The sequence below is a fragment of the Flavobacterium procerum genome (assembly GCF_042431625.1).
In the GTDB taxonomy this organism is placed as follows: domain Bacteria; phylum Bacteroidota; class Bacteroidia; order Flavobacteriales; family Flavobacteriaceae; genus Flavobacterium; species Flavobacterium procerum.
The window spans coordinates 267,729-287,502 of sequence record NZ_JBHLYW010000008.1 but is presented as its reverse complement, the minus strand read 5'-3'; the positions used below and the strand labels follow the sequence as shown (position 1 = coordinate 287,502).

Here is a 19,774-nt window from a genome sequence, read left to right as displayed (position 1 = left end):
GTCAAAAAGTAAAAAATGTATAAATAAGAATTTCAAAAAACCAAAAAGATGATGAGCAACTCAGAATTTGGAAGTATTTCATTTGATTTACCAAAAAATCAGTCAAATGTAATCAAAGTAATAGGTGTAGGAGGCGGCGGAAGCAACGCAATCAACCACATGTTTAAGCAAGGTATTAAAGGCGTTGATTTTATCGTTTGTAATACCGATTCGCAAGCACTTCAAAATAGTTCAGTTCCAAATAAGATTCAGTTAGGATTAAATTTAACTGAAGGACTTGGAGCTGGAGCAAATCCTGATGTTGGACAGCAGTCGGCTATAGAAAGTATTTCTGATATCGAAAAAATGCTGGATAGAAATACTAAAATGGTATTTATTACAGCCGGAATGGGTGGAGGAACAGGTACGGGTGCTGCACCAGTAATTGCTCAATTGGCAAAAGAAAGAGAAATATTGACAGTTGGTATCGTGACCATTCCGTTTCAGTTTGAAGGGAAAGTGCGTCAGGAACAGGCAATTCTTGGAATCGAGAAACTGCGCAAGCAAGTAGATTCGTTAATTGTAATCAACAATAATAAATTAAGAGAAGTGTACGGAAATCTTGGCTTTAAAGCTGGATTTTCTAAAGCAGATGAAGTTTTAGCAACAGCCTCAAGAGGTATTGCTGAAGTAATCACGCACCACTATACTCAAAATATCGATTTACGTGATGCCAAAACTGTTTTAGCTAACAGCGGAACCGCCATCATGGGGTCATCTGTGGCAACTGGTGAAAACAGAGCAAAAGATGCAATTGTTTCTGCTTTGGATTCTCCGTTGTTAAATGATAACAAAATTACAGGTGCCAAAAACGTATTGTTGCTTATCGTTTCTGGAACTAATGAGATAACTCTTGATGAAATCGGAGAAATTAACGACCACATTCAGGCTGAAGCTGGTTACAATGCAAACATCATCATGGGGGTTGGTGAAGACGAAACTCTTGGTGAGGCTATTGCTGTAACTATTATTGCTACTGGTTTTGATGTAGAACAGCAAAATGAAATCGTTAATACAGAACCTAAAAAAATAATTCATACGTTGGAAGATGAGCAAAGAAGTGTTCATAATCTAACCAACAGACCAATAACTTCTTTTGATTTAACAGTTGATACGCCAACGACTAAAGCCGAAGAGAAAATTGTTTTTGAATTGACAGATGATACAGAGCCGTTTACTGCTACAGCTCAACCTCAGCCTCAACAAACTGCTGTTGCTCCAGCAATCAATCAGGAAGAATTGGTGGTTATGTCTGAGTTCATCAAAAATCTGGATGTAACTTTTGAAATCGTTTCACCGATTACAGATATCGATTTTACGATTACTTCTCCAGAGAAGCCAACGGTTCAAGAGATACAGCCGCCCGTACAGCAACAACAAAGAGTGTTTGAAAAAGAAGAGCAAACAGCTTTTTCTTTTGATTTACCTTTGTTTAGACAAGAGCCTGTAAAAAAAGAGCCAGTTGCTGAAGATAACAATAACAGAATCTTGTTTGAATTAACAAACGAAACTCGCGACATCAAAGTGAATGATCCAGTACAGTTTGTGCCTGTTACAGAAGTGGCAGAAAACGGAGTTGTTCGTTATTCTCTTGAAGAATATATGGAGGTTGAAAACGAATTGATTTCGTCTAAACCTGCAGAAAAACCTGTAGAAGAAGTAATTCCTGAGGAATTGAACATTACGTTGAAGCCAAGAGTAGATTTTGCAAGCCAGCAAGATTTTACAACCACTTCAGAAGTTTCTCCAATGGAATTGACAATCGAGGAAACACTTCGTTTGAGAGCTGAGGAAAGAAGAAGAAAACTAAAAGAGTTTAATTATAAATTCCACAACAATGTTTCTAGAATTGATGAGTTGGAAAAAGAGCCAGCTTATAAAAGATTAGGAATCGATTTATCTAATTCGCATTCAAATAATACGAATTCAAGAATTTCTGTGGGAACAGACAGTAACAACGATTTACAATTACGTTCAAACAATTCGTTTTTGCATGATAATGTAGATTAGTCTTAAAAAAATATAAAATTAAGACAACCCGAAAATTGCATTTAATTTTCGGGTTATTTTTTTTATCTTCGCACAGAATTTAAAAATTTGACTTTTTAAAATACGATTTGAATTCAATATTGTCTTTCTGAATAGAGTCAAAAAAACTTTTTTATCTGAACCTGATAAATCAAGTTTTCTACATTTGTTAGAAAAAGACAAGAACTTCATATTAATTTATAAGCACAGCTTATTAAAATAAAAGATACATGAGTTTACAAACACAAATCATGGACGAAATTAAAAACGCCATGAAAGCTAAAGATACTGTTGCATTAGAAGCTTTAAGAGCTATTAAATCTGAATTATTACTGGCAGCAACTGCTTCTGGCACTAAAGAAGATTTATCGAAGGAAGAAGAAATAAAATTGCTTCAGAAATTGGTAAAAACACGTAAAGAAAGCGCAAGAATCTTTACAGAACAAAATCGTTCGGACTTGGCAGAACCAGAATTGGCTCAGGTTGCTGTGATCGAGAAGTTTTTACCAGCTCAATTAAGCGAAGAAGAAGTAGAAGCTGTAATTGCTAAAATCATTACAGAAACAGGAGCTTCTGGAATTGCTTCAATGGGAAAAGTTATGGGATTGGCATCTGCACAATTAGGCGGAACTGCTGAAGGAAAAACCATTTCTACAATTGTAAAGAAATTATTATCGTAATTTTTAAATTCCAATAAAGAAAATCCAAATTCCAAATTGGAAAACTCAACATATAAATTCCAAATTCCAAGTTTAGCATTGGAATTTGGAATTTAAAAAATTGAAATTTAAATGTTTTTGACCTCGTAGTTCAACTGGATAGAATATCAGATTTCGGCTCTGAGGGTTGGGGGTTCGAACCCCTCCGGGGTCACAAAAACTGTATTAGTAAACAATAAACGCCTTGTATATCAAGGCGTTTTTTTTTTGAGAACAAAAATTAATCCGACAATAGTTCGATTTAATTTGCATTAAATTCATGCTATTAGTGATTGCTATATTTTATATGCGATATCATATATTTTAATCAATAAAGTATCGCCTCTAAGTCCGTAATCATCAATTTCATATTGGTTGTATTCTGTATAGATTGTCATTTTAGATCTTGGTTGGTCTGGTCTATTATCGCCAATTGAATATTCCTTTTTAAGTTTAGTTAAATCAGCTTTTTGAATTAATTCAAATAATGTTTTAATTTCCTTATCGCTTAAAACATAAGTCGATGCTTTAATTGATGGATCATAATAGTCTTTTTCGAAATTACTCTTTTTGTTTTCAAAATCTATTTCTCCAACAATTGAAGAAGGAAAATTATCTCCCTCGACTCCAAAGCCATCTAAATGCATTTCAACTTTGATTACGGAATCAGAATTATTGTCGCGTATTTCTTTTTGAGAATATTTTTGACAACTAATGCATAAGCTAAGAATCAATAAAAAACAATAATTTTTGGTCATGGGTGTTTTTGTTTTGTAATAAATGATATCGAAAGGTTTTTTTGAGAAAGTTGATTAATCAATGATACTTCAAAATCTTTTGATTCCTAATTCACTTTTGAATTTGGAATGTAATCTATTAAAATTCCTGTAATATTTATCGACATGATGTTTTTGAAATTTCTGCAACTAGTATATATTGCTAGCATTTATTATCAAATATATAATAATAAGCTTATTAATCATCAAAAGGGAGTTTTTAATTTTAACGTATAATTTCTCTGCTAAAAACAACAAACGCCTTATATATCAAGGCGTTTTTTTGTATTCAAAGTAATCTGAGTTAGTTTGTATAAACATATGCTGTTTTAATAATTATTTTTGTTTTGCTGAAGTTAAAAACAAACTTTTGTCTCGAATATATGCTGTAATCCAAATTAAAGTCAGAGGTATTGCAGGATTTATCATTGAGCCATCATGTGACAGTTCTGTTGCCATTGCGCCTGAAAAATAGCAGCAGAGCAAAATAAATCCGATACGCATTGTATTTGGAAAGATAAACAAGATTGCAAAAGCTACCTCCATTAGTCCCAGAACTGTCGCAGAATTTGGTAAATTAAATTTTATCAAGCCATCGACAGACCATGGCAGATGAATGATTTTCATAAATCCACTTATTGCTACCATTGAGATGGTTAATGATGTAAGTAAAGTGGTAATTATCTTTATTGTTTTCATTAAAGTTAATTTAATTGCTTAATATTTTTGTTTCAATAATTAAGAAATAGCCTGTTCGCTCTTTTATTAACCATTTACCATCTTGGAAAACATAGTTATCTTCATACCTAACACTGTAATCAGATAAAATATCTTTCCCATCATTTTCTCTAATCATTTTGAGTTGAGAAAATGAAATTCCAGTGGCAACATTCCCGTCAATGATAACTTTATGTTGTCCATTTATTGTAAAATAAGTTTTTACATCTGCTGCATGTTTATTAAAATCCCTTTCCATGTTTTCTCTTCCAGAAACGGTTGAGATTAATGAGTTGTTCATGTAAACGTCATATTTTACATCTGGAGTAAATAAATCCATTACCTGAGAAATTTTTTTCTCGTCTCCTAAAGTGGCATAATCATCAATAAGCGTTCTTAATTCTTCTTTGATTCTTAAAGTTTCTAATGTCATGATTTCTATATTTTTTAAATTATTAGAAACAAAATTATCTTATATTCGCTTACAATTTATTAGTCGTTACCTAAAGGTTAGTAACTTACAATATCGTATTATGAAAGAATCGTCTGAAAAACAAATTGACAATAAGGCATTTAGCGAAGAATGTAACGTAGTTTTAATGGCGGTATCAGATGCACTTTATGCAATTGGAGGCAAATGGAAATTAATGATTATAATTTCAATGGCTAGAGGAAACAAAAGATTTACTGAGATTCAGAGGCAGGTTAATGGAATTTCAGCAAGAGTTCTTTCAAGTGAATTAAAAGAATTGGAAATTAATGGCTTCATTGTAAAAAAAGTTGCTGTAGGTTATCCCGTCAGCATTGAGTATGAATTATTGCCGTATAGCCAAACATTGCAAGAAGTTGTAGAAGCAATGACAAAATGGGGAATGCAGCACCGTCAAAAAATAAAAACAGAAAGGTCATCTGTAAACTCAAAGAAAAGAGAATAATAGAGATTTTAGCTAAAACTTTAAAATTAACCAATAAAAAGGTTCAAATCCTGTACCGTCAAGGTCACTGTAAATTTTAAAAGCCTGAGAATCTACATTCTCAGGCTTATTTTTATGGTTAAGCTTCTTGCCCAAATCTCGCAAAAATGCTGTTAGCTGTTGTTTTTATTCAACAATAATTTTTTCGATTAATTTACCAACACTATTTTGTCCTATTTTCTTTATTGCATTTTCAAGTTGTTTTTTTGATTTTTCAAAATCATTATCTTGGAAATCAAATATTACAATTGTTTCATTGTTTTTGTTTGACTCCATTTCTCCATCTTCGTTTCTCAAATCTGAAATATAAGAGTCTTTTATTGTTTCGGTAAGAATTGTTGCTATTTGAATTAATTCATTCAGATAAACTTTTCTAGAAAAACAAATTGTACAACTTAAGTCTGGAAATAATGTATAATCATATTCATAGTCAAAATTCGATTCAAGCTGTTTCTTAGGGATTAAATTTTTGGGTTCAAAATATACTAAAAAAACATTTTTGTCGAAATCAGTACACCAACCAAATTCGATGTTTTCTTTATTCCATATATCTAAGGAAAATGCGTTTTCAACACTTTCACCATTTTTAGGTTTCCAATAAGCAGTTACAGGTCTAGATAGTGAATCTGGAGCTACAATATGTACAACTGAAAATGCATACCCATTCTCATATTCCGTTTTTAATGGATGCAGGCCTACACTAAGCCGAAATTTGTTTTTTGTAGGTTTAGATTCAAATTCCAATAATCTATAAAACTCTTCCAGAAGTTGCATAGACATCTCTTGTCGAAATGTTTCACTATATGAAGCGCAAACATTAAGGTACATTGCCCAATCATTAAATTTATGTTCCATTAAGATTTATTTTTGTTTAAAATAACAGCTAACGTTCTCGCGTTACAAGCAGGCTTGGATTAAGAAAGCCTAACTTTCGGTTAAAAACTTTTTTTCCAAATACAAAACCATTTTTCCATTAAGCCTATTGCTCAAATCCGTTGTAATGGCTGTTGAAGGTTCGGCTTTTTATTTAGTTTTGAAAACAATTGCTTTCATAGTCTTTTATAAAGTCAATCAATATTTTTTCATCTTTAATTTTAATTTCATCATTTTTAACTTTGTCGTATGAAATTTTACAATCTTCTATTGCCGGTAACATTGCGTCTTTTTTTATTAATCTGCTTAATCCCATTGCTGGCATTTGTGCCAAATTATTGATGTTAGGTTTTTTAATCACGTAATATCTAACAATATGGCCATGAGATATTTGTTTCAATATTTTATAAAGTTTTACTTTGTTGGAATATAATCCTTGCGCAAATATTGCCTCATCAACACTTTCAAATGTTATCGTTTCTTTTTCTAATTCGATTTTGAAAGTTTTCAAATCTTTTGGTAAATATTCTAATTTAGTCCCATTTTGAATTACAGTGATTTTGTCTTGTAATTTGATTAATCTATTAACATTAAATGAAGAAGCATCAAGTATGATTTCAACAGGTAAGGTTTCATTTTTTATATTAACTATTTCTCCTTTATAGTTTTGTCCAATTGTTAATGTGCAAAAGCTTAATAATAAAAATGTAATTTGAGATTTGAATGTTTTTTGCATTTTAGTAATTTAAAAGATTTTTTATTTCTGTTAGGTTTTTTCACGCTGACGGCCAACGTCTTTGTACTACAGCGGGTTTGAGACTAAATTAAGCCCATTCTTCCATTAAACGAATTATTCAAATTCGTTGTAGTAGCTTTTATAAGCCGTTTTTATTTTCTCTTTCGCCAGTCCTCTAATGGCATTACAGTTTTAGTTTTTGGATTGAAGTATTTTATTTCAAAAGTTTTTTGGTCTACATAATAATTTAATTCTTTATTGTCGACTTCTACTCTGATCCAATAATAACTTTTTCCAGTGTCGTATGGAGATTCTAAAATAGCAGTTGAAGACCAATGTTGATTTTCAGGCATTTTTATCAATAATTGCGTAATCTTTTCTCGTTTTTCATTGTCGATATTACAAACCTCACAAATTTCAAAGCTTGGATTACCAGTTGGAAAAAAAACTTCATTCAGTAAAGGTTTATTCTTTTCAAGCTCATCAACTCTTTTTTGAGTCCATACATAATAAATAAAATGTTTTCTCGATTTGTCTTCTTCAAGATTATATTTATACGTTTTAAGAGCAGAGGTTTTGTCTCCGATACTTTCATAATAATTCCCAAGTGCGTAGTAATTTCCGTTCGAATTACCAACACTATCGAGAAAAGATTTTGCAGCTTTAAAATCCTTCAATTTGATATAGTTTGCCACATAAGCAATGGCAGAGGTTCCAGTTTTATTAATATTTATTTCATTACTTTTTAAATTTAGTTCATTTATGGATTCATTGTATTTACCCGTTTTATATAGCAATTCGGCTTTGAAATAATGTAAATCCCTTTCAATATTGGTTTTTATTTGGGATTTATATTTGTCAGTTTCGTTAGTATTTTCAATTAATAAACTATCAACGATTGTGATAACTTTTTTGGGATCTTTTTCTGATTTCTTGTAAAGTTCAACTAGCATTATGTCAAATTTTCTAAATTCTTCAGAAATTTTATCCATCTCTTCATGTAATACATCGTGACTATCTTTACAGGATACGATAGCGATAGAAATCAAGAATATTAGAATTGCTTTCATATGTGTTTGGTAAATGGCTAATAACTCGTATATGTAATTGGTAATGTTAGATTTATCTACTTTAAATACAGGCGCTATGCCTAAAAAATGGCAACCTTTTTGTTTTCAAAAATAGGATTTTTATTGTATAAATCATCAAACGAACTTTTTATTTGTCGAATGCTTTTCGTCTTATTTGAGAGTAAATTTCATTGGTCTTGCTGCTTTAAAGAGACTCTAGCCAATAGTAAAATTACACATCACTCAAAATCTTTAAATCTTCCAACCATTGATTCAAATTCTGTACTGTCAAGGTCGCTATAAATTTTGAATGCCAGAGAATGTAAATTCTCAGGGCTTTATGGCTTGAAACCTGTCAGAGGTTTTCAAAATGAAAATCTCTTATATGTTAAGCTATTTTAGATTATCTTTTTATAGATAAAAATATTTTCCAACAAGTTTTTAGAAATTTAGCCTTGCAATTTTTTTATATTAGCCAAGCGATTTAATAGAATTTAAACAACTAAGTATATACAAGATGGAAATTGAATTTTTTTCAGAGTTGGATGATGACAACCAAACTCCTTTAGTTTTAAATGTTCTGGATATTGATGAAAGCGCTACAATTGGGGAACTCTTTTCAAAAATTCATGAAATCACCGAAATTCCAGTTCACACAGAACTTACATGGGATGGGAATGTAGAGAAAATATCCTGTAGCTATTATTATAAATCAGGAACTGAATTTGGGGTATATAGACTTATTGAGGATTTAGAACAAAAAATTAACAGTTTCCCAAAAAACGGATTCAATAATGAATTAAGCTTATTTATTGATGGAAACGTCGGACTTGTTAACTAGTTGTGATTTTGAAAAAGATTTTAATCTTCAAAAGATTATAGAAACATTACGAAAAGGACAAACAATAGTTCTCATAAAAAACTTTCCTTTATCAGATTACGAATTTCAATCATTCATCAATAGTATTGGTGATTCTATTAAAGAAAATAGAAATAATTGTAGGCAAGATGTTTTCGATGTCAAAATATCGAAACAAAATAATTTTTTCACCTCTATTGCCACTTCGTCTTTGGCTTTTCCTTTACATACTGATTGTGCCGATTTTGATATAATTCCGAACTGTGTAGGGCTTTTGTGTGTTGAACCTGCCATCAAGGAACAAGGTGCAAATAACTTTATCTTTTTAAACAAAATAATAAGTCAATTGTCTGAAGATGCTATTGATGACTTGTTAAATAAAAAATGGAAATTCCGAAATCAGTACAGAAGCATTTTAAGCGGCAATAATGAACGTTATCAGATTTGTTATGACCGAATAACTATGGAATCATTTTCTAAAATTAGTGAGAAAGAAATTGAAGTGCTCAATAATTTGGATAAAATATTTGCAGCTAATTCGTTTAAAATTAAATTGGAAAAACAAGATTTAGTATTGTTTAGAAATGATTTATTATTGCACGGGCGAGACGCAATAGATGTAAACTCAAATAGATTAATCAAAAGAATAAGGTTTAATGTGAATTAAAAAATAAGTTCTAGAGCTTTTATTTTTTAATTTATAGCTTTCAATAGAGGTTTAGAACTCCGTAAGGAATCTAAAATCTTAGGATTGCTTTTATTTGCATATTGATTGCAAAGTTATTAAGTTCACTTTGTCAAATAATAAGCAAGATTCTTTTGACGACTAAATTGTCCTTAATAGTCTACAATAAAAAACGAATGGAACAGAATTATTCTACCGAATTGACAGAACATTACAATTCCTATTTTGGAGTTTCTGGAAAAAAGATAAAATGGGAAATAGGTCCAACGTGGAAAACCCATCCCGAGTTCTTTGTTTTAGAATTTGCTCCAAATAATGTTCACAATATGTGGGCGTATTGCACTGTTGGAATGTCAGCAGATTTAATCGATGATAACTTAATTGAATTGGTTATTTATTCTCAGAGACAAGATAATTCTTTGGTTGAGTTATTGACTGTTCATGCTTCTCATCACAGATTAACGCCTTTTAATATTCATCATACCTCAAATATTGGAAGACCATGGCTTGAAAAATCAGAATGCGACCATGCTTTTATTTCATTGCCTTATCTTGATGGAGAGAATTTGGAGATTTTTCAATTTGAAGATAAAATAATCCATTGCTATTGGCTTATTCCGATTACACTAGCGGAAAGAGATTATAAAATAGAACATGGCTGTGAGGCTTTAGAAGAGCTTTTTGAAGAAAAACAACTGGATTATTTAAATCCTTTGAGAACTTCTTTAGTTTAACCAATTGCAATTAGAAATCTTAAGCAAAAACGATTTGTTAGAACTTCCTGCTTTTATTGATAATTATACAGCTTCAAAGTGATAAAAACATATCTAGTACGCTAACTTATATTGTTATAAATTATGAGAAAAAAAGCATTTCTTTATTTAGTAATAACGCTAATTTCAATCTTACTACTTTGTTATTTTTGTTTTCAATACTCTAACCAAAAAGGTTATGATACGTCTCAACAAGGTTTTTCAGAAACAAAAGGAAAATTTATTCCAGAACAACATACCGATTATATTTTTACAACTGTTGAATCTGAGTTCAGCTTTAGCGGTATATGTTTTATTGTGGCTGTAATGTTATTGATTGTTGTTATTGTTTGGAAGAAAATAATCAAAAGAGCGTCTAAATCCTAGCTGTTATAGATGTTTTCTAATTTGAAAAGTAATAGTAACGGAAGATGAATTTTAAAAACAATAAATATGGAAATTACATTTAATCATAATTTTTATGTACTAAATATAGATGAGAATTTCAATTACGATTTCTTAGAAAGCCAAATAATTGACAAGCTTACTAATTACTATTATCCAAAAACTTTTAAAGATTTATTTATAAGTGAAAAAGGAAACAATATTGAAGCCTTAGAGTTTAATTTGATTTACAATAATGTTGAAAAAATTCTACTTTATAAAAAGAAGCGGGCTAAAAGTACCCTAAAACAATTATCTTTTACATTTCATATTCCGGTTCCTAAAAATAGTGATGTTACTTGGGGAATTCCAGACGAAAATTTCTTGTCTAATAACATAATGAGTAAAATTTTATTAGATGATTTTGAGATACTAGATTATCCAGAGTATGAAAACTGCAGTAATATTGAAGATTATTTTATTCAGAGTATAATTTTAGGGATAAAAAAAACTGTTGGGGAAATACCAATACAGTAAAATCTAAAGTGTTTTTATGTTTATCCTTTCCACAAAAAAAGCCTGAGAAATCTACTTTCTCAGGCTTTTTTTGTCATTAAAATTATTGAAAAACAGTCTTATCGAACAATCTTCAAATAAGCGCTGTAAACATCATCTTTAAGAGAAGTTCGCATATAATATACGTTTTCGTCTTTTTCGGTCAAATCAAACTGAATTAAACCAGCGTCGCAATAATAATAAAGCAGATTATCATCGGCTGGGAACTCAAAGTTGGAGACCGGAAGAGTTGTTAATTTTGCGTCAAATACTATTTCGCCATTAAAGTCTAACTGAAAAAGTTTTTTCTTGCGGGTGTAGCCCCAAATATTATTAACTTCTTCGGTAATGTATTCGATATTATCGTCTTTAAAATCTACTTTCCATTGCTGAGTTCCTGTTTTTGCATCAACAGCATATACAGAACTGCCTTGCGAACCCTGAGTTCCAAAATAGATTTTTTTGTCTTTGCATACAATGCGTTCCTTAACATTGTTTTGATTTTCATCAAATTTAAACTGCCATAAAACATCTAGTTTGTCAGGATTTAAAGCGTAAAGGCTGTTTTTTTCGCTTGCGACAAATAGGTTTTCGCCATCTGTAATGATTTTTCCAGTAATAGATTCCTCAAAAGTTTTTTGATTCAGAATTTGCCCTGTTTTTGCATCTAAACTGTAGAAATTAACTGCGCTTGGAATGAAGATTTTGTTGTTGAAGAACAGAGGCTGAATATCATTTTGTGCAACATCCAATTTGAAGCTCCACGATAAACTGCCATCTTTTATATCAAGCGCATAAAGGTTGCTGCTTTGATTTTGATTTTGAGCTGTGATATACAGTTTTCCATCTTTTATAATCGGAGTCTGATCTTTTAGAACAATTTGATCTTTGATATTACCCAATCTTGATTTCCAGAAAATACTACCAGTCTCATTATCTACTGCAAAAATTTCACCATTGATAAACGGAACATATACAACTCCATCCTGTAGTGTTATTTTATTAGCACACATTTCACTAGGGGCATCTGCCGCTTTTACCGTCCAGGCAATTGATTCTGATTCTAGGTCGTACGAAAAAAGAGAACCATCGTAATCATATATTAAGATTGTTTGGTCGTATAGCTTAACTTTTTTAAGCGGTTTTAAGGCTTTGTTCGTAACCATTTCACTAGGAGGCAATTTGCTATTTGAAGAAGTGGTTTTGGATACAGCCGGTGCCTGACCGAACATATTTATGACGGCAAATACAAATAATAGAATTATTGGCTTTTTTTTCATTTTTTAAAATTTGGTTCAATAATTTGATTCCGTATAACGGAATTATGTTTTAAACGGCTGGTGATTATTTTCCAGAGCGTTTTTTGGAATTTTTGACTAGAACATATACTGAAAAAACAAAAACAATCAGATAAATGACCGCTAATATAGGATTTTCAAATTTTAGAGTTTCAAAATCAAACTGTTTGTACAATATCACTCCTAAAATAATGGCTATAATACTAAAGGTAAATACGGGTACTTTATTGTTTTCCATGTTTTTAATTTTTTATTAATACAAATTTTGATTATCGTTTTTTCACATAAATATGTTTTACATAAGTGTATCTTTTTCCTGTTATAGTATAAATTGTCCCATCAGAAACAATCAAAGTATCTTTAGCTATTCGCCTAATAAAATAATCCGATTTTAAACGATTGCCATAATTTGTCACACTATAAGTCGTGTCTTTTGATGTTGCCCCCGTTAAAAGAACGGGAAAATAGGTGTCAATAAGTTTGCCGTTGTTGTACGTTTTGCAGGAAATGTTTTTAAATGCGTTAGTTTTCCTAAGTTCCTTAACAGTTATAGGCATTTTTTGAATATCTTTTTGATCGTTGCATTTTTCAAAAATCATCTTCTCTACTGGAAAAATATAGTGAATTTCTAGTTTTTGAGGTCTATTGTCGATTATAGAATATTGATATTCCCAATCGCCCATAATTTTTTTCTCTAAACCATCAGAATAGAACAACTGAAATAGAAGTGCGGCAAAACCAATTAATTTAATACTGTTCATAATTTATTTGGTTGTTAATTTTATAATTACCTAAAATTAGAATAATCGGTTTTTTGATTTACTTCATTCTGATACTGCGTTTTTCTATACGTATTTTCAATTGGCTTGTCTAAGTTTTGTGCTTTTTCTTTGACAGAAAAAATTCCGTACAAAACCATAAAAAAGGTTACAAAAAGACCAAAAATATTCAAAAGCAACATTCCGATTCCATGTTCCTCAATATCTTGTTTTGCGTATTCATATTCTGTTTCAGCATCAATTTGGTTAACTTCTGGATCTTCTGGCAAATAATGAACCGTAAGATATTTTTTTAATCGATTAGCATCGGTCGGAATAAATTCTTCAGTTGTAAAATCGCCATTGTACACTTTATCATTTACCCTAAAACTGTATTTGAATTCGTAAGAGGTTTGATAATAATTTCCTTTGTTTACCCGTGAAATCACATAGTTTTGATCAAGATTTGCCAGTATGGTTTTGCCATTTTTCAGTAAATTTTCTATTTTATTTTTGTGATGGTTGTCTCCGTAAATCCGGTCATAAGTATTTTCACAGCACCATACAAATACAAAACCAACTACTAATAAAAAGCCTATACTCTTAAGCAAAGAAACGACATTTAACAACGGATCAATAGTAGATTTTTTTTCATTCATACATTAGCTTTATTAGGTTAAAATGATTTGGTGTTTTGGGACGCAGATTCTAATTTCTGCCGGGCTAATTTAAGAAAACTTCTATTAGGATAACTTTAATTTATTGAAACAATTTGCAATTGCCTTCATATTCTCTTAATTCATGTTTAGTGTTTGTTTTGATTGATTTACAGTTTTTTATGTGTTTTTTAAAATTTCGAAACATAAATTGAACTACTTATAAAATTGGTTTCTTTTGTATGCAGAAGAGAGTATATAAAAAACTATTTTTTGTTTTTTATTTTTACATTAGCATCAGAAAATTAGTCCCAAAAAACAAAACCTAGCAATGAAAGAAAATCTTGTAAAAGCCCGAAAGAAAACGTCATACATTGTAATCTGCAGTATAGGAATATTGTTTTTTTTGTTTTTGACAATTTTATTCTGGACCAATTTTTTAGAAGAAACAAACATAGGAATCAAAGAGCTTCTGCCGTCAATTTTGTTATTTTGCGGTTCTTTTTTTTGCTTGTATTCTTTACTGCAAGTTCCAAATTTATTTTATAATTCTGTTAAAATCGAATTTAGAAACGCTTTTGGAAAGGTCAAAAAATCAATTATGCTTACCGATATTGAAGGTTGGGCCACACAGCAAAAAAGCAGCAAATACAGTAATTGGGAAGATTTTACATTCATTACAAAAGACCAGCGTCAACACAAACTTCACAGTTATTATTTTGATGATTATGAAGCTGTAAAAAACCTGCTGACAAGAGGCAGAAGAAAAAATAAAGAACTCGAAAAGGAGCTCGAACGCAAACTAATCCTAAAATACGCTAAAGTAACGCTACTCGTCGGAATCGTATTTCTTTCCATAGCCTTCGTAAGAAAAGATACGCTGACTCTTAATGAGACTAAACAAATTAGTGGAGTGCTTTCAGAAGATATTTTTGTTGAAAAATATAAGAAAACAACAACGTTTTACATTTATTTAGAAAATTATCCTGAAATAGATTTCGAAATAAGAGATGACATGTTTTTAGGCAACTACGAGAGTTTGATTCAGAATTATAAAAGAGGAAGCTCGATTTCATTTAAAATCAGTCGTGAGGATTTTGAAAAAAAACTGCAACCCAATCCCAATCTTAATTTAATAGAAAAATACTGGAACCGTTACGAATCCAAGATTGTTCAGCTAGAAGACAAAAACAATACCTACGTTTCTTTAGAAAGCTATAACAGTACAATAAAGGACCATAATACTTCTAAAACAGCATTTTTTGGTTTTATGGGAATCTTGTTTTTAGTTATCAGCGGTATTTTCTATAAAAACAGGAATAAAACAATGAGCTAAACACAACTCAGCAGTTCGATAGAAAGAAAATAAGATTATTCAATAACCAGTTTTACATACGTTTTGCCATCTTCTGGGTCTATTTCTTCAATATTGTAAGCCCTTTTTCCGATAAGATTTTTAGCAGCATTCTGAACATCTTCTAAATCGCCGCCCAATTCCAGCGTTACGATTTTTGAATTTTCAAAAGCATCTTCATCAACAAAATCAGAAACATGTAAGTAAAATTCATCCAGAATATCTTCAAGCGGATACTGAGAATCCTCATTTTCTTCCAATTCGTACTTTATGGCAAAAACATACAAATCGCCGTCTTCTTTATTAAAATAAATTCCGTTTTCTATTAATTCATAATTCGGATTATCATATTTTTCAAGCTCAATCTGCTGAATGTTTTTCATTTTCTAAAAAATTATAATGGCTTTTACATCGATAAAAATACATACAATTTTCTTTAGAAAAACAAAAAAAGACAAAGAAGAGCAAGGTCTAATTTGTCTTTTTTTAGAAGCATGTTCCAGCCATCCGCTATATCTTTTGCGGCGAACCCCGCCACAAAAGGATGCCGCTTCTGTCTGGGCTAGAGATCCGTTTTCATAATAAGGTTTATTTGGTCTTTTCTAGAAAACTTGTAATGTAATCAGCAACCAGATCCACATGCTGATGATGAGGCGCATGTCCCGTTTGCGGAAAGACGATAAACTGAGTCGTTGGCAGCTGTCTCGTTAACGGATACCAATTTTCTATTGCAAAACTAATATCATGATCTCCCGAAATAACCAAAATTGGTGTTTTTGTAGTTTTCAGCTGTTCCTTAAGGTTGTTTTTGTCTTCGCCCATTCCGTCACCGCCCTGAAAATAAAGCTGAAAAACATCCATCGTTGAAGGAATTTTCGAAACATCCAGCCTTTTATGAATACGGTCGTGAGAAGCTTTTGCCTGTTTTTTGCTTTCTTCTGATAAAGGTTCAAAGAATAACACAATTTCATCCTCAAAATCGTTTATGGGCTTAAGGGCAACATCTAGAAAAGCCTGTTCCAACGGTACAATTCTTTTTCCAGGAGGCCCTGTTCCAAGCAAAACCGTCTGAGTAACCAGTTCCGGAAACAATAACGTAGCAGCTTGAGTGATCAAACCGCCATAAGACCAACCGATTAGCGCTGTTTTTTGTATTTTTAGAAAACCAGCCAGATCTTTAATGTCTTTTGCGACTTCTGTTACATCTGTCGGCAGTTTTCCAGTCGAATACCCGATACCCGAATAATCAAAAGTAATAACTCTATGTTTTTCGGCCAGTTGGTCTAAAAATAGAGGATCCCAAGTATCTATTGTTCCTCTAAAACGGTTTACTAAAATAACGGGATCACCGGATCCGATACTTCTGTAGGCAATTTTTCTTCCGGGAAGATCGGCAAATTCTGTTTCCGAATTTGAAGCATTGGTTTTTTGCGTGCTCATAATTAATAATTTTTTTCAGCATCTCGACTTCTTGTTTTGATGCTTTTGGTTATTACTGAAAAATGAAAAACAATTTTAATGCCTTTGTTGAATTGTACTATAAATCAATAAAATGCAGGTTTTTACTCTGTTTTATTTCGCTAAAGCGAAAATATTTAGCGATATTTAGAAGATTATATTTCGATAGTTTCTCCAATTTTTGGGAGAAATAAATCTAGATTTGCATTTTTAAAACCATCAAATGCCTTTTGTTGATCCATTACGATAAAACCAAAAGTATCATAATGAACACCCAGTATTTTATCAACCTCAACGAGTTTAGAGGCTTCAACGGCTTCTTCTATTCCCATTGTTAAGCCATCGCCAATCGGGAAAACTGCAAAATCAAGTTTGGCGTATTTCGGAATAAGTTTCATATCCAGCGTCAAAGCAGTATCTCCGCTGTAATAAAAATTGCCTTCAGAGGTTGTAAGGACAAATCCGCAGGCGATTCCGCCATAACTGCCGTCCATAAAACTGCTCGGATGCTGTGCGATGACGCACTTTACCGTTCCAAAATCAAAACTGAATTTCCCTCCAGGATTTATAGGATGCGCATTTTCGATACCGTTTTTTAGCAACCAATTGTAAATTTCAAAATTGCCCAAAACCTTAGCTCCAGTGTTTTTTGCGATTCTTTCAACATCGAGAATATGATCGTAATGCGCATGTGAAATAAAAATGTAATCGGCTTTTATTTCATCAATATTAATGTGTTTTGCTAATTCGTTCGGTGAGATAAAAGGATCAAACAAAAGATGTTTTCCATTGGCAGAAACAGAAAAACACGAATGGCCGTAATAGGTTACTTTCATGATATTTAGTTTTTTGAGTTAGTAAAAATGAAAATCTACAGCATCGTATTCAAATGATATGCCATTCAGATGCAGGATATTATTCCTCAAAAACCTTTTCGGTAGCGACAGGATTATTTTCCTGATACAGTTTTTGACCTATTTTGCCCTGATCTCCTAACGCGCGTCCTTTTATGAGCCAAGCCGTTCCGAACGCAAAAAGTGCGAGCGCTTCAAAAACTAAGGTTGAATAGGAAAAAAGCTTTAAACCTGCTGAAAGCGGAACCATAATTACGGCAACCAAAATAGTATAACCACAAGTTCTGTAAATGTTGTTTTCGTTTAAAATGCTTTTAGGTTCGCGGGTTTCGTTTTCCTGACCGATGGTAAAAACATTAATTGCAAGCAACGCCAATAATAAAAAAAGCAGCGCCGCAAAACCGTAATGAAGCCAGCCCAACCATTTTACAGTAAGCGGAATGATAGTATAGATTTTCTGCGAAAAATCATCGGGATTGGTTGGTACTAGCGCAACTCCGATAGCCATAATTCCGGCAATGTTGGTAAGCAGATTGTCATTTTTCCAGAAAGAGGCATTTCCATGGCCTTTGTAGCGTATTAAAAACAAACCGACAGCACACAAAGTTCCCGTAAAAATGTCTCTCAGATTCGTATAATAATAATCGCTTATAGAGGGTTGCATCTGAGTCTCAAAAAAGGGAATTAGAGAAAAAACAACCAAAAACAAAGGCAAGCTTATGCCCAGATAACCAATCGCACGGCGAATCCTGCGGTATGTAAAAATATCGAAATTCTCAATTTTTATTCCGTTAAGATCTAATTTCATAACTGCATCTTATTAAATTAGGCAATAAATAGGAGAGAGGTTATTTTTTTATTCCAACGGCAGTTCTATAAAATTCATAACCTTTTTCAGCTCTTTCGGGAAGGAATTTATCACGGTATTCATCTGCTCCCAAATCTTCTTTCAGCTGAATGTCAAATTGATTTAGATAGTCTGGAAGTTCTTCGGGCGTAAAACCAAAAGTCCATTTTTCTTCTAGTTTTGTCAAATCATTCAATAATTTTTTGCCACCTAAAAAAGCTTCGGGATTATGAAGAATTTCTCGATGCACATACGTAAAAATCACATAGCTGTTTGAAGCAAAACGAGAAATAAACGAAAAGGTGTTTTTTACCGCTTCGTCTGTTAGATAATTCGTTACGCCTTCCCACAATATGGCAGTCGGTTTAGAAAAATCAAGATTATGCTTGACCGCCAGCTGGTCTAGATTTTGTTTGTTAAAGTCGATTTGAAGAAAACGTACATTTTCGGGCATCCAGCCAATTCGGTTGTTGTAGGTTTCCATTTTATAATCTGAAGTATTCGGATGATCGATTTCAATCACCGGAACCGATTTTAAAAAATCAAGTCGTATAGCTCTGGTATCAAAACCTGCACCTAAAATGATAACTTGCTGTACTCCGTTTGAAATGGCGGCATCAAGCTGTTCGTCGATGTATTTTGTTCTGGCAACTCCCGAAGAAAAAGCGCCAGGAATCTTTTTTTGTATAGTATTACTAATGTATTTTGAGGCAATAGAATATTTAGACAAACGAACCGCAAGTCGTAATTTTGAATCTAAAAAATGTATTGCGTAAGGGTCTGAAAATAACGGCTTATTTGTACGGCGTCTGGTTTCTAATGCTCTAAAGAAGGCCATGTATTGCGCTGTTCTGCTAGTTTTTGCTGCTTTCATGACAATCTATTTTTTTGAAAACAAATTCTCGGCAACCCAAGCTGGACCAATCAATAAAAACTGAAGATCTTTTAAGAAAGAAGGTTTCTTGCCTTCAATATTATGGCCGTAAAACTGTCCGATCCAGGCGATAACAAAAACGCCGATGGAGAATATCCATAAAGGAAAAAAATGACTGATATAATAATTCACAACAAGACAGAGAAATGAAAAAAGAGCAATTTTAAAAGCCATTGCAATAGACAAACGGATGTAGAAAACCAAAACGAAAATCAAGATAAGAAAAGCCCAGTTCTCGATAATCGGAGCATTTAATTTTAGTGTATTGGAAATAATTCCGCTCGGAATGCTCATTAACAAACCAACAATCGAAAAATAAATTGCTGGTACACAGATATAATGTATCGCTTTGTTTTTTGGATTTTGGTGGCTTACTGCATACTCTGCAAACCATTGTTGTAGTGTCTTCATCTTTTTGGTTTTTAGTTAGTTTGCAGTAAATCTACTGAATTTTCTTTAATTTTTGCTC

The 19,774-nt window shown here is 32.0% G+C and carries 25 protein-coding genes and 1 tRNA gene; 10 read left to right on the top strand and 16 right to left on the bottom strand.

Going from position 1 to position 19,774, the window contains the following annotated elements:
* The first annotated feature begins 48 nt into the window (after positions 1 to 48).
* From ftsZ to ACFFLS_RS10610, 3 genes are all read left to right on the top strand, one after another.
* Positions 49 to 2,049 (top strand): cell division protein FtsZ, encoded by a 2,001-nt coding sequence (gene ftsZ / locus ACFFLS_RS10620; RefSeq protein ID WP_379684962.1) that lies wholly within the window; start codon positions 49 to 51, stop codon positions 2,047 to 2,049.
* Positions 2,050 to 2,297: 248 nt separating this feature from the next.
* Positions 2,298 to 2,747 carry a GatB/YqeY domain-containing protein gene (locus tag ACFFLS_RS10615; RefSeq protein ID WP_379684963.1) on the top strand — a complete coding sequence of 150 codons (450 nt, stop codon included), beginning with the start codon at positions 2,298 to 2,300 and terminating at the stop codon, positions 2,745 to 2,747.
* Positions 2,748 to 2,866: 119 nt separating this feature from the next.
* A tRNA-Arg gene (locus tag ACFFLS_RS10610) sits at positions 2,867 to 2,940 on the top strand.
* A gap of 121 nt (positions 2,941 to 3,061) precedes the next feature.
* On the opposite strand, the gene ACFFLS_RS10605 is transcribed toward ACFFLS_RS10610, so the two are convergent.
* The 3 genes from ACFFLS_RS10605 to ACFFLS_RS10595 form a co-directional block, all read right to left on the bottom strand.
* Positions 3,062 to 3,523, bottom strand: a complete 462-nt coding sequence (locus ACFFLS_RS10605; RefSeq protein WP_379684964.1) for a DUF6438 domain-containing protein — start codon at positions 3,521 to 3,523, stop codon at positions 3,062 to 3,064.
* A gap of 354 nt (positions 3,524 to 3,877) precedes the next feature.
* Positions 3,878 to 4,240, bottom strand: a complete 363-nt coding sequence (locus ACFFLS_RS10600; protein ID WP_379684965.1) for a DoxX family protein — start codon at positions 4,238 to 4,240, stop codon at positions 3,878 to 3,880.
* A 10-nt stretch (positions 4,241 to 4,250) separates the two neighbouring features.
* Positions 4,251 to 4,691: a nuclear transport factor 2 family protein gene (locus ACFFLS_RS10595; RefSeq protein ID WP_379684966.1), complete on the bottom strand. Its 441-nt coding sequence runs from the start codon at positions 4,689 to 4,691 to the stop codon at positions 4,251 to 4,253.
* On the opposite strand from ACFFLS_RS10595, the gene ACFFLS_RS10590 reads away from it, so the two are divergent.
* Positions 4,690 to 5,193 (top strand): winged helix-turn-helix transcriptional regulator, encoded by a 504-nt coding sequence (locus ACFFLS_RS10590; RefSeq protein ID WP_379684967.1) that lies wholly within the window; start codon positions 4,690 to 4,692, stop codon positions 5,191 to 5,193. The two genes, ACFFLS_RS10595 and ACFFLS_RS10590, sit on opposite strands and share 2 nt — an antisense overlap.
* A 165-nt stretch (positions 5,194 to 5,358) precedes the next feature.
* Here the strand turns inward: ACFFLS_RS10590 and ACFFLS_RS10585 are convergent, their stop codons facing one another.
* The 3 genes from ACFFLS_RS10585 to ACFFLS_RS10575 all read right to left on the bottom strand — a co-directional run bounded on the left by ACFFLS_RS10585 (position 5,359) and on the right by ACFFLS_RS10575 (position 7,911).
* On the bottom strand, positions 5,359 to 6,087 hold the full coding sequence (locus ACFFLS_RS10585; RefSeq protein ID WP_379684968.1) for a hypothetical protein: 729 nt from the start codon (positions 6,085 to 6,087) through the stop codon (positions 5,359 to 5,361).
* Positions 6,088 to 6,259: 172 nt separating this feature from the next.
* The gene (locus ACFFLS_RS10580) at positions 6,260 to 6,841 is read right to left on the bottom strand and encodes a hypothetical protein (protein ID WP_379684969.1); all 582 of its coding nucleotides are present in this window, start codon (positions 6,839 to 6,841) and stop codon (positions 6,260 to 6,262) included.
* A 152-nt stretch (positions 6,842 to 6,993) separates the two neighbouring features.
* Entirely contained in the window at positions 6,994 to 7,911 is a 918-nt protein-coding gene (locus tag ACFFLS_RS10575) for a tetratricopeptide repeat protein (protein WP_379684970.1), read from the bottom strand.
* Between the two features lie 517 nt (positions 7,912 to 8,428).
* On the opposite strand from ACFFLS_RS10575, the gene ACFFLS_RS10570 reads away from it, so the two are divergent.
* The 5 genes from ACFFLS_RS10570 to imm9 all read left to right on the top strand — a co-directional run bounded on the left by ACFFLS_RS10570 (position 8,429) and on the right by imm9 (position 11,128).
* The gene (locus ACFFLS_RS10570) at positions 8,429 to 8,752 is read left to right on the top strand and encodes a hypothetical protein (protein WP_379684971.1); all 324 of its coding nucleotides are present in this window, start codon (positions 8,429 to 8,431) and stop codon (positions 8,750 to 8,752) included.
* Positions 8,727 to 9,437, top strand: coding sequence for a TauD/TfdA family dioxygenase (locus ACFFLS_RS10565; protein WP_379684973.1), 711 nt, complete (start codon positions 8,727 to 8,729; stop codon positions 9,435 to 9,437). The genes ACFFLS_RS10570 and ACFFLS_RS10565 overlap by 26 nt, the downstream gene beginning before the upstream one ends.
* A gap of 194 nt (positions 9,438 to 9,631) precedes the next feature.
* Positions 9,632 to 10,189 (top strand): suppressor of fused domain protein, encoded by a 558-nt coding sequence (locus ACFFLS_RS10560; protein ID WP_379684974.1) that lies wholly within the window; start codon positions 9,632 to 9,634, stop codon positions 10,187 to 10,189.
* A gap of 123 nt (positions 10,190 to 10,312) precedes the next feature.
* A complete protein-coding gene (locus ACFFLS_RS10555; protein ID WP_379684975.1) occupies positions 10,313 to 10,594 on the top strand; it encodes an FtsW/RodA/SpoVE family cell cycle protein in 282 nt (93 codons plus the stop codon).
* 66 nt (positions 10,595 to 10,660) lie between these two features.
* The gene (gene imm9 / locus ACFFLS_RS10550) at positions 10,661 to 11,128 is read left to right on the top strand and encodes an Imm9 family immunity protein (protein WP_379684976.1); all 468 of its coding nucleotides are present in this window, start codon (positions 10,661 to 10,663) and stop codon (positions 11,126 to 11,128) included.
* A gap of 98 nt (positions 11,129 to 11,226) precedes the next feature.
* On the opposite strand, the gene ACFFLS_RS10545 is transcribed toward imm9, so the two are convergent.
* The 4 genes from ACFFLS_RS10545 to ACFFLS_RS10530 all read right to left on the bottom strand — a co-directional run bounded on the left by ACFFLS_RS10545 (position 11,227) and on the right by ACFFLS_RS10530 (position 13,861).
* A complete protein-coding gene (locus ACFFLS_RS10545) occupies positions 11,227 to 12,426 on the bottom strand; it encodes an outer membrane protein assembly factor BamB family protein (protein WP_379684977.1) in 1,200 nt (399 codons plus the stop codon).
* A 64-nt stretch (positions 12,427 to 12,490) separates the two neighbouring features.
* Positions 12,491 to 12,682, bottom strand: a complete 192-nt coding sequence (locus ACFFLS_RS10540) for a hypothetical protein (RefSeq protein ID WP_379684978.1) — start codon at positions 12,680 to 12,682, stop codon at positions 12,491 to 12,493.
* Positions 12,683 to 12,713: 31 nt separating this feature from the next.
* Positions 12,714 to 13,205, bottom strand: coding sequence for a hypothetical protein (locus tag ACFFLS_RS10535; RefSeq protein WP_379684979.1), 492 nt, complete (start codon positions 13,203 to 13,205; stop codon positions 12,714 to 12,716).
* Between the two features lie 26 nt (positions 13,206 to 13,231).
* Positions 13,232 to 13,861 (bottom strand): hypothetical protein, encoded by a 630-nt coding sequence (locus ACFFLS_RS10530; RefSeq protein ID WP_379684980.1) that lies wholly within the window; start codon positions 13,859 to 13,861, stop codon positions 13,232 to 13,234.
* A 328-nt stretch (positions 13,862 to 14,189) separates the two neighbouring features.
* Here ACFFLS_RS10530 and ACFFLS_RS10525 point away from each other — a divergent pair, with 328 nt between their 5' ends.
* Positions 14,190 to 15,194 (top strand): hypothetical protein, encoded by a 1,005-nt coding sequence (locus tag ACFFLS_RS10525; protein WP_379684981.1) that lies wholly within the window; start codon positions 14,190 to 14,192, stop codon positions 15,192 to 15,194.
* 35 nt (positions 15,195 to 15,229) lie between these two features.
* On the opposite strand, the gene ACFFLS_RS10520 is transcribed toward ACFFLS_RS10525, so the two are convergent.
* The 6 genes from ACFFLS_RS10520 to ACFFLS_RS10495 all read right to left on the bottom strand — a co-directional run bounded on the left by ACFFLS_RS10520 (position 15,230) and on the right by ACFFLS_RS10495 (position 19,716).
* Positions 15,230 to 15,595: a hypothetical protein gene (locus ACFFLS_RS10520; protein WP_379684982.1), complete on the bottom strand. Its 366-nt coding sequence runs from the start codon at positions 15,593 to 15,595 to the stop codon at positions 15,230 to 15,232.
* A gap of 205 nt (positions 15,596 to 15,800) precedes the next feature.
* Positions 15,801 to 16,652 (bottom strand): alpha/beta fold hydrolase, encoded by an 852-nt coding sequence (locus ACFFLS_RS10515; protein ID WP_379684983.1) that lies wholly within the window; start codon positions 16,650 to 16,652, stop codon positions 15,801 to 15,803.
* Positions 16,653 to 16,825: 173 nt separating this feature from the next.
* Entirely contained in the window at positions 16,826 to 17,506 is a 681-nt protein-coding gene (locus ACFFLS_RS10510) for a metal-dependent hydrolase (RefSeq protein WP_379684984.1), read from the bottom strand.
* A 79-nt stretch (positions 17,507 to 17,585) separates the two neighbouring features.
* Positions 17,586 to 18,332, bottom strand: coding sequence for a hypothetical protein (locus ACFFLS_RS10505; RefSeq protein ID WP_379684985.1), 747 nt, complete (start codon positions 18,330 to 18,332; stop codon positions 17,586 to 17,588).
* Positions 18,333 to 18,372: 40 nt separating this feature from the next.
* The gene (locus ACFFLS_RS10500; RefSeq protein ID WP_379684986.1) at positions 18,373 to 19,245 is read right to left on the bottom strand and encodes a class I SAM-dependent methyltransferase; all 873 of its coding nucleotides are present in this window, start codon (positions 19,243 to 19,245) and stop codon (positions 18,373 to 18,375) included.
* Between the two features lie 6 nt (positions 19,246 to 19,251).
* Positions 19,252 to 19,716 carry an Mpo1 family 2-hydroxy fatty acid dioxygenase gene (locus ACFFLS_RS10495; RefSeq protein WP_379684987.1) on the bottom strand — a complete coding sequence of 155 codons (465 nt, stop codon included), beginning with the start codon at positions 19,714 to 19,716 and terminating at the stop codon, positions 19,252 to 19,254.
* Positions 19,717 to 19,774: the final 58 nt, after the last annotated feature.

Coding starts and splice junctions, on each gene's coding strand:
- ACFFLS_RS10585 (WP_379684968.1), bottom strand. CDS start 6,087: ATGGAACATAAATTTAATGATTGGGCAATGTACCTTAATGTTTGCGCT.
- ACFFLS_RS10605 (WP_379684964.1), bottom strand. CDS start 3,523: ATGACCAAAAATTATTGTTTTTTATTGATTCTTAGCTTATGCATTAGT.
- ACFFLS_RS10535 (WP_379684979.1), bottom strand. CDS start 13,205: ATGAACAGTATTAAATTAATTGGTTTTGCCGCACTTCTATTTCAGTTG.
- ACFFLS_RS10565 (WP_379684973.1), top strand. CDS start 8,727: ATGGAAACGTCGGACTTGTTAACTAGTTGTGATTTTGAAAAAGATTTT.
- ACFFLS_RS10540 (WP_379684978.1), bottom strand. CDS start 12,682: ATGGAAAACAATAAAGTACCCGTATTTACCTTTAGTATTATAGCCATT.
- ACFFLS_RS10510 (WP_379684984.1), bottom strand. CDS start 17,506: ATGAAAGTAACCTATTACGGCCATTCGTGTTTTTCTGTTTCTGCCAAT.
- ACFFLS_RS10525 (WP_379684981.1), top strand. CDS start 14,190: ATGAAAGAAAATCTTGTAAAAGCCCGAAAGAAAACGTCATACATTGTA.
- ACFFLS_RS10570 (WP_379684971.1), top strand. CDS start 8,429: ATGGAAATTGAATTTTTTTCAGAGTTGGATGATGACAACCAAACTCCT.
- ACFFLS_RS10590 (WP_379684967.1), top strand. CDS start 4,690: ATGATTTCTATATTTTTTAAATTATTAGAAACAAAATTATCTTATATT.
- ftsZ (WP_379684962.1), top strand. CDS start 49: ATGATGAGCAACTCAGAATTTGGAAGTATTTCATTTGATTTACCAAAA.
- ACFFLS_RS10515 (WP_379684983.1), bottom strand. CDS start 16,652: ATGAGCACGCAAAAAACCAATGCTTCAAATTCGGAAACAGAATTTGCC.
- ACFFLS_RS10555 (WP_379684975.1), top strand. CDS start 10,313: ATGAGAAAAAAAGCATTTCTTTATTTAGTAATAACGCTAATTTCAATC.
- ACFFLS_RS10580 (WP_379684969.1), bottom strand. CDS start 6,841: ATGCAAAAAACATTCAAATCTCAAATTACATTTTTATTATTAAGCTTT.
- ACFFLS_RS10575 (WP_379684970.1), bottom strand. CDS start 7,911: ATGAAAGCAATTCTAATATTCTTGATTTCTATCGCTATCGTATCCTGT.
- ACFFLS_RS10595 (WP_379684966.1), bottom strand. CDS start 4,691: ATGACATTAGAAACTTTAAGAATCAAAGAAGAATTAAGAACGCTTATT.
- ACFFLS_RS10600 (WP_379684965.1), bottom strand. CDS start 4,240: ATGAAAACAATAAAGATAATTACCACTTTACTTACATCATTAACCATC.
- ACFFLS_RS10530 (WP_379684980.1), bottom strand. CDS start 13,861: ATGAATGAAAAAAAATCTACTATTGATCCGTTGTTAAATGTCGTTTCT.
- ACFFLS_RS10500 (WP_379684986.1), bottom strand. CDS start 19,245: ATGAAAGCAGCAAAAACTAGCAGAACAGCGCAATACATGGCCTTCTTT.
- ACFFLS_RS10505 (WP_379684985.1), bottom strand. CDS start 18,332: ATGAAATTAGATCTTAACGGAATAAAAATTGAGAATTTCGATATTTTT.
- ACFFLS_RS10560 (WP_379684974.1), top strand. CDS start 9,632: ATGGAACAGAATTATTCTACCGAATTGACAGAACATTACAATTCCTAT.
- ACFFLS_RS10545 (WP_379684977.1), bottom strand. CDS start 12,426: ATGAAAAAAAAGCCAATAATTCTATTATTTGTATTTGCCGTCATAAAT.
- ACFFLS_RS10520 (WP_379684982.1), bottom strand. CDS start 15,595: ATGAAAAACATTCAGCAGATTGAGCTTGAAAAATATGATAATCCGAAT.
- ACFFLS_RS10495 (WP_379684987.1), bottom strand. CDS start 19,716: ATGAAGACACTACAACAATGGTTTGCAGAGTATGCAGTAAGCCACCAA.
- imm9 (WP_379684976.1), top strand. CDS start 10,661: ATGGAAATTACATTTAATCATAATTTTTATGTACTAAATATAGATGAG.
- ACFFLS_RS10615 (WP_379684963.1), top strand. CDS start 2,298: ATGAGTTTACAAACACAAATCATGGACGAAATTAAAAACGCCATGAAA.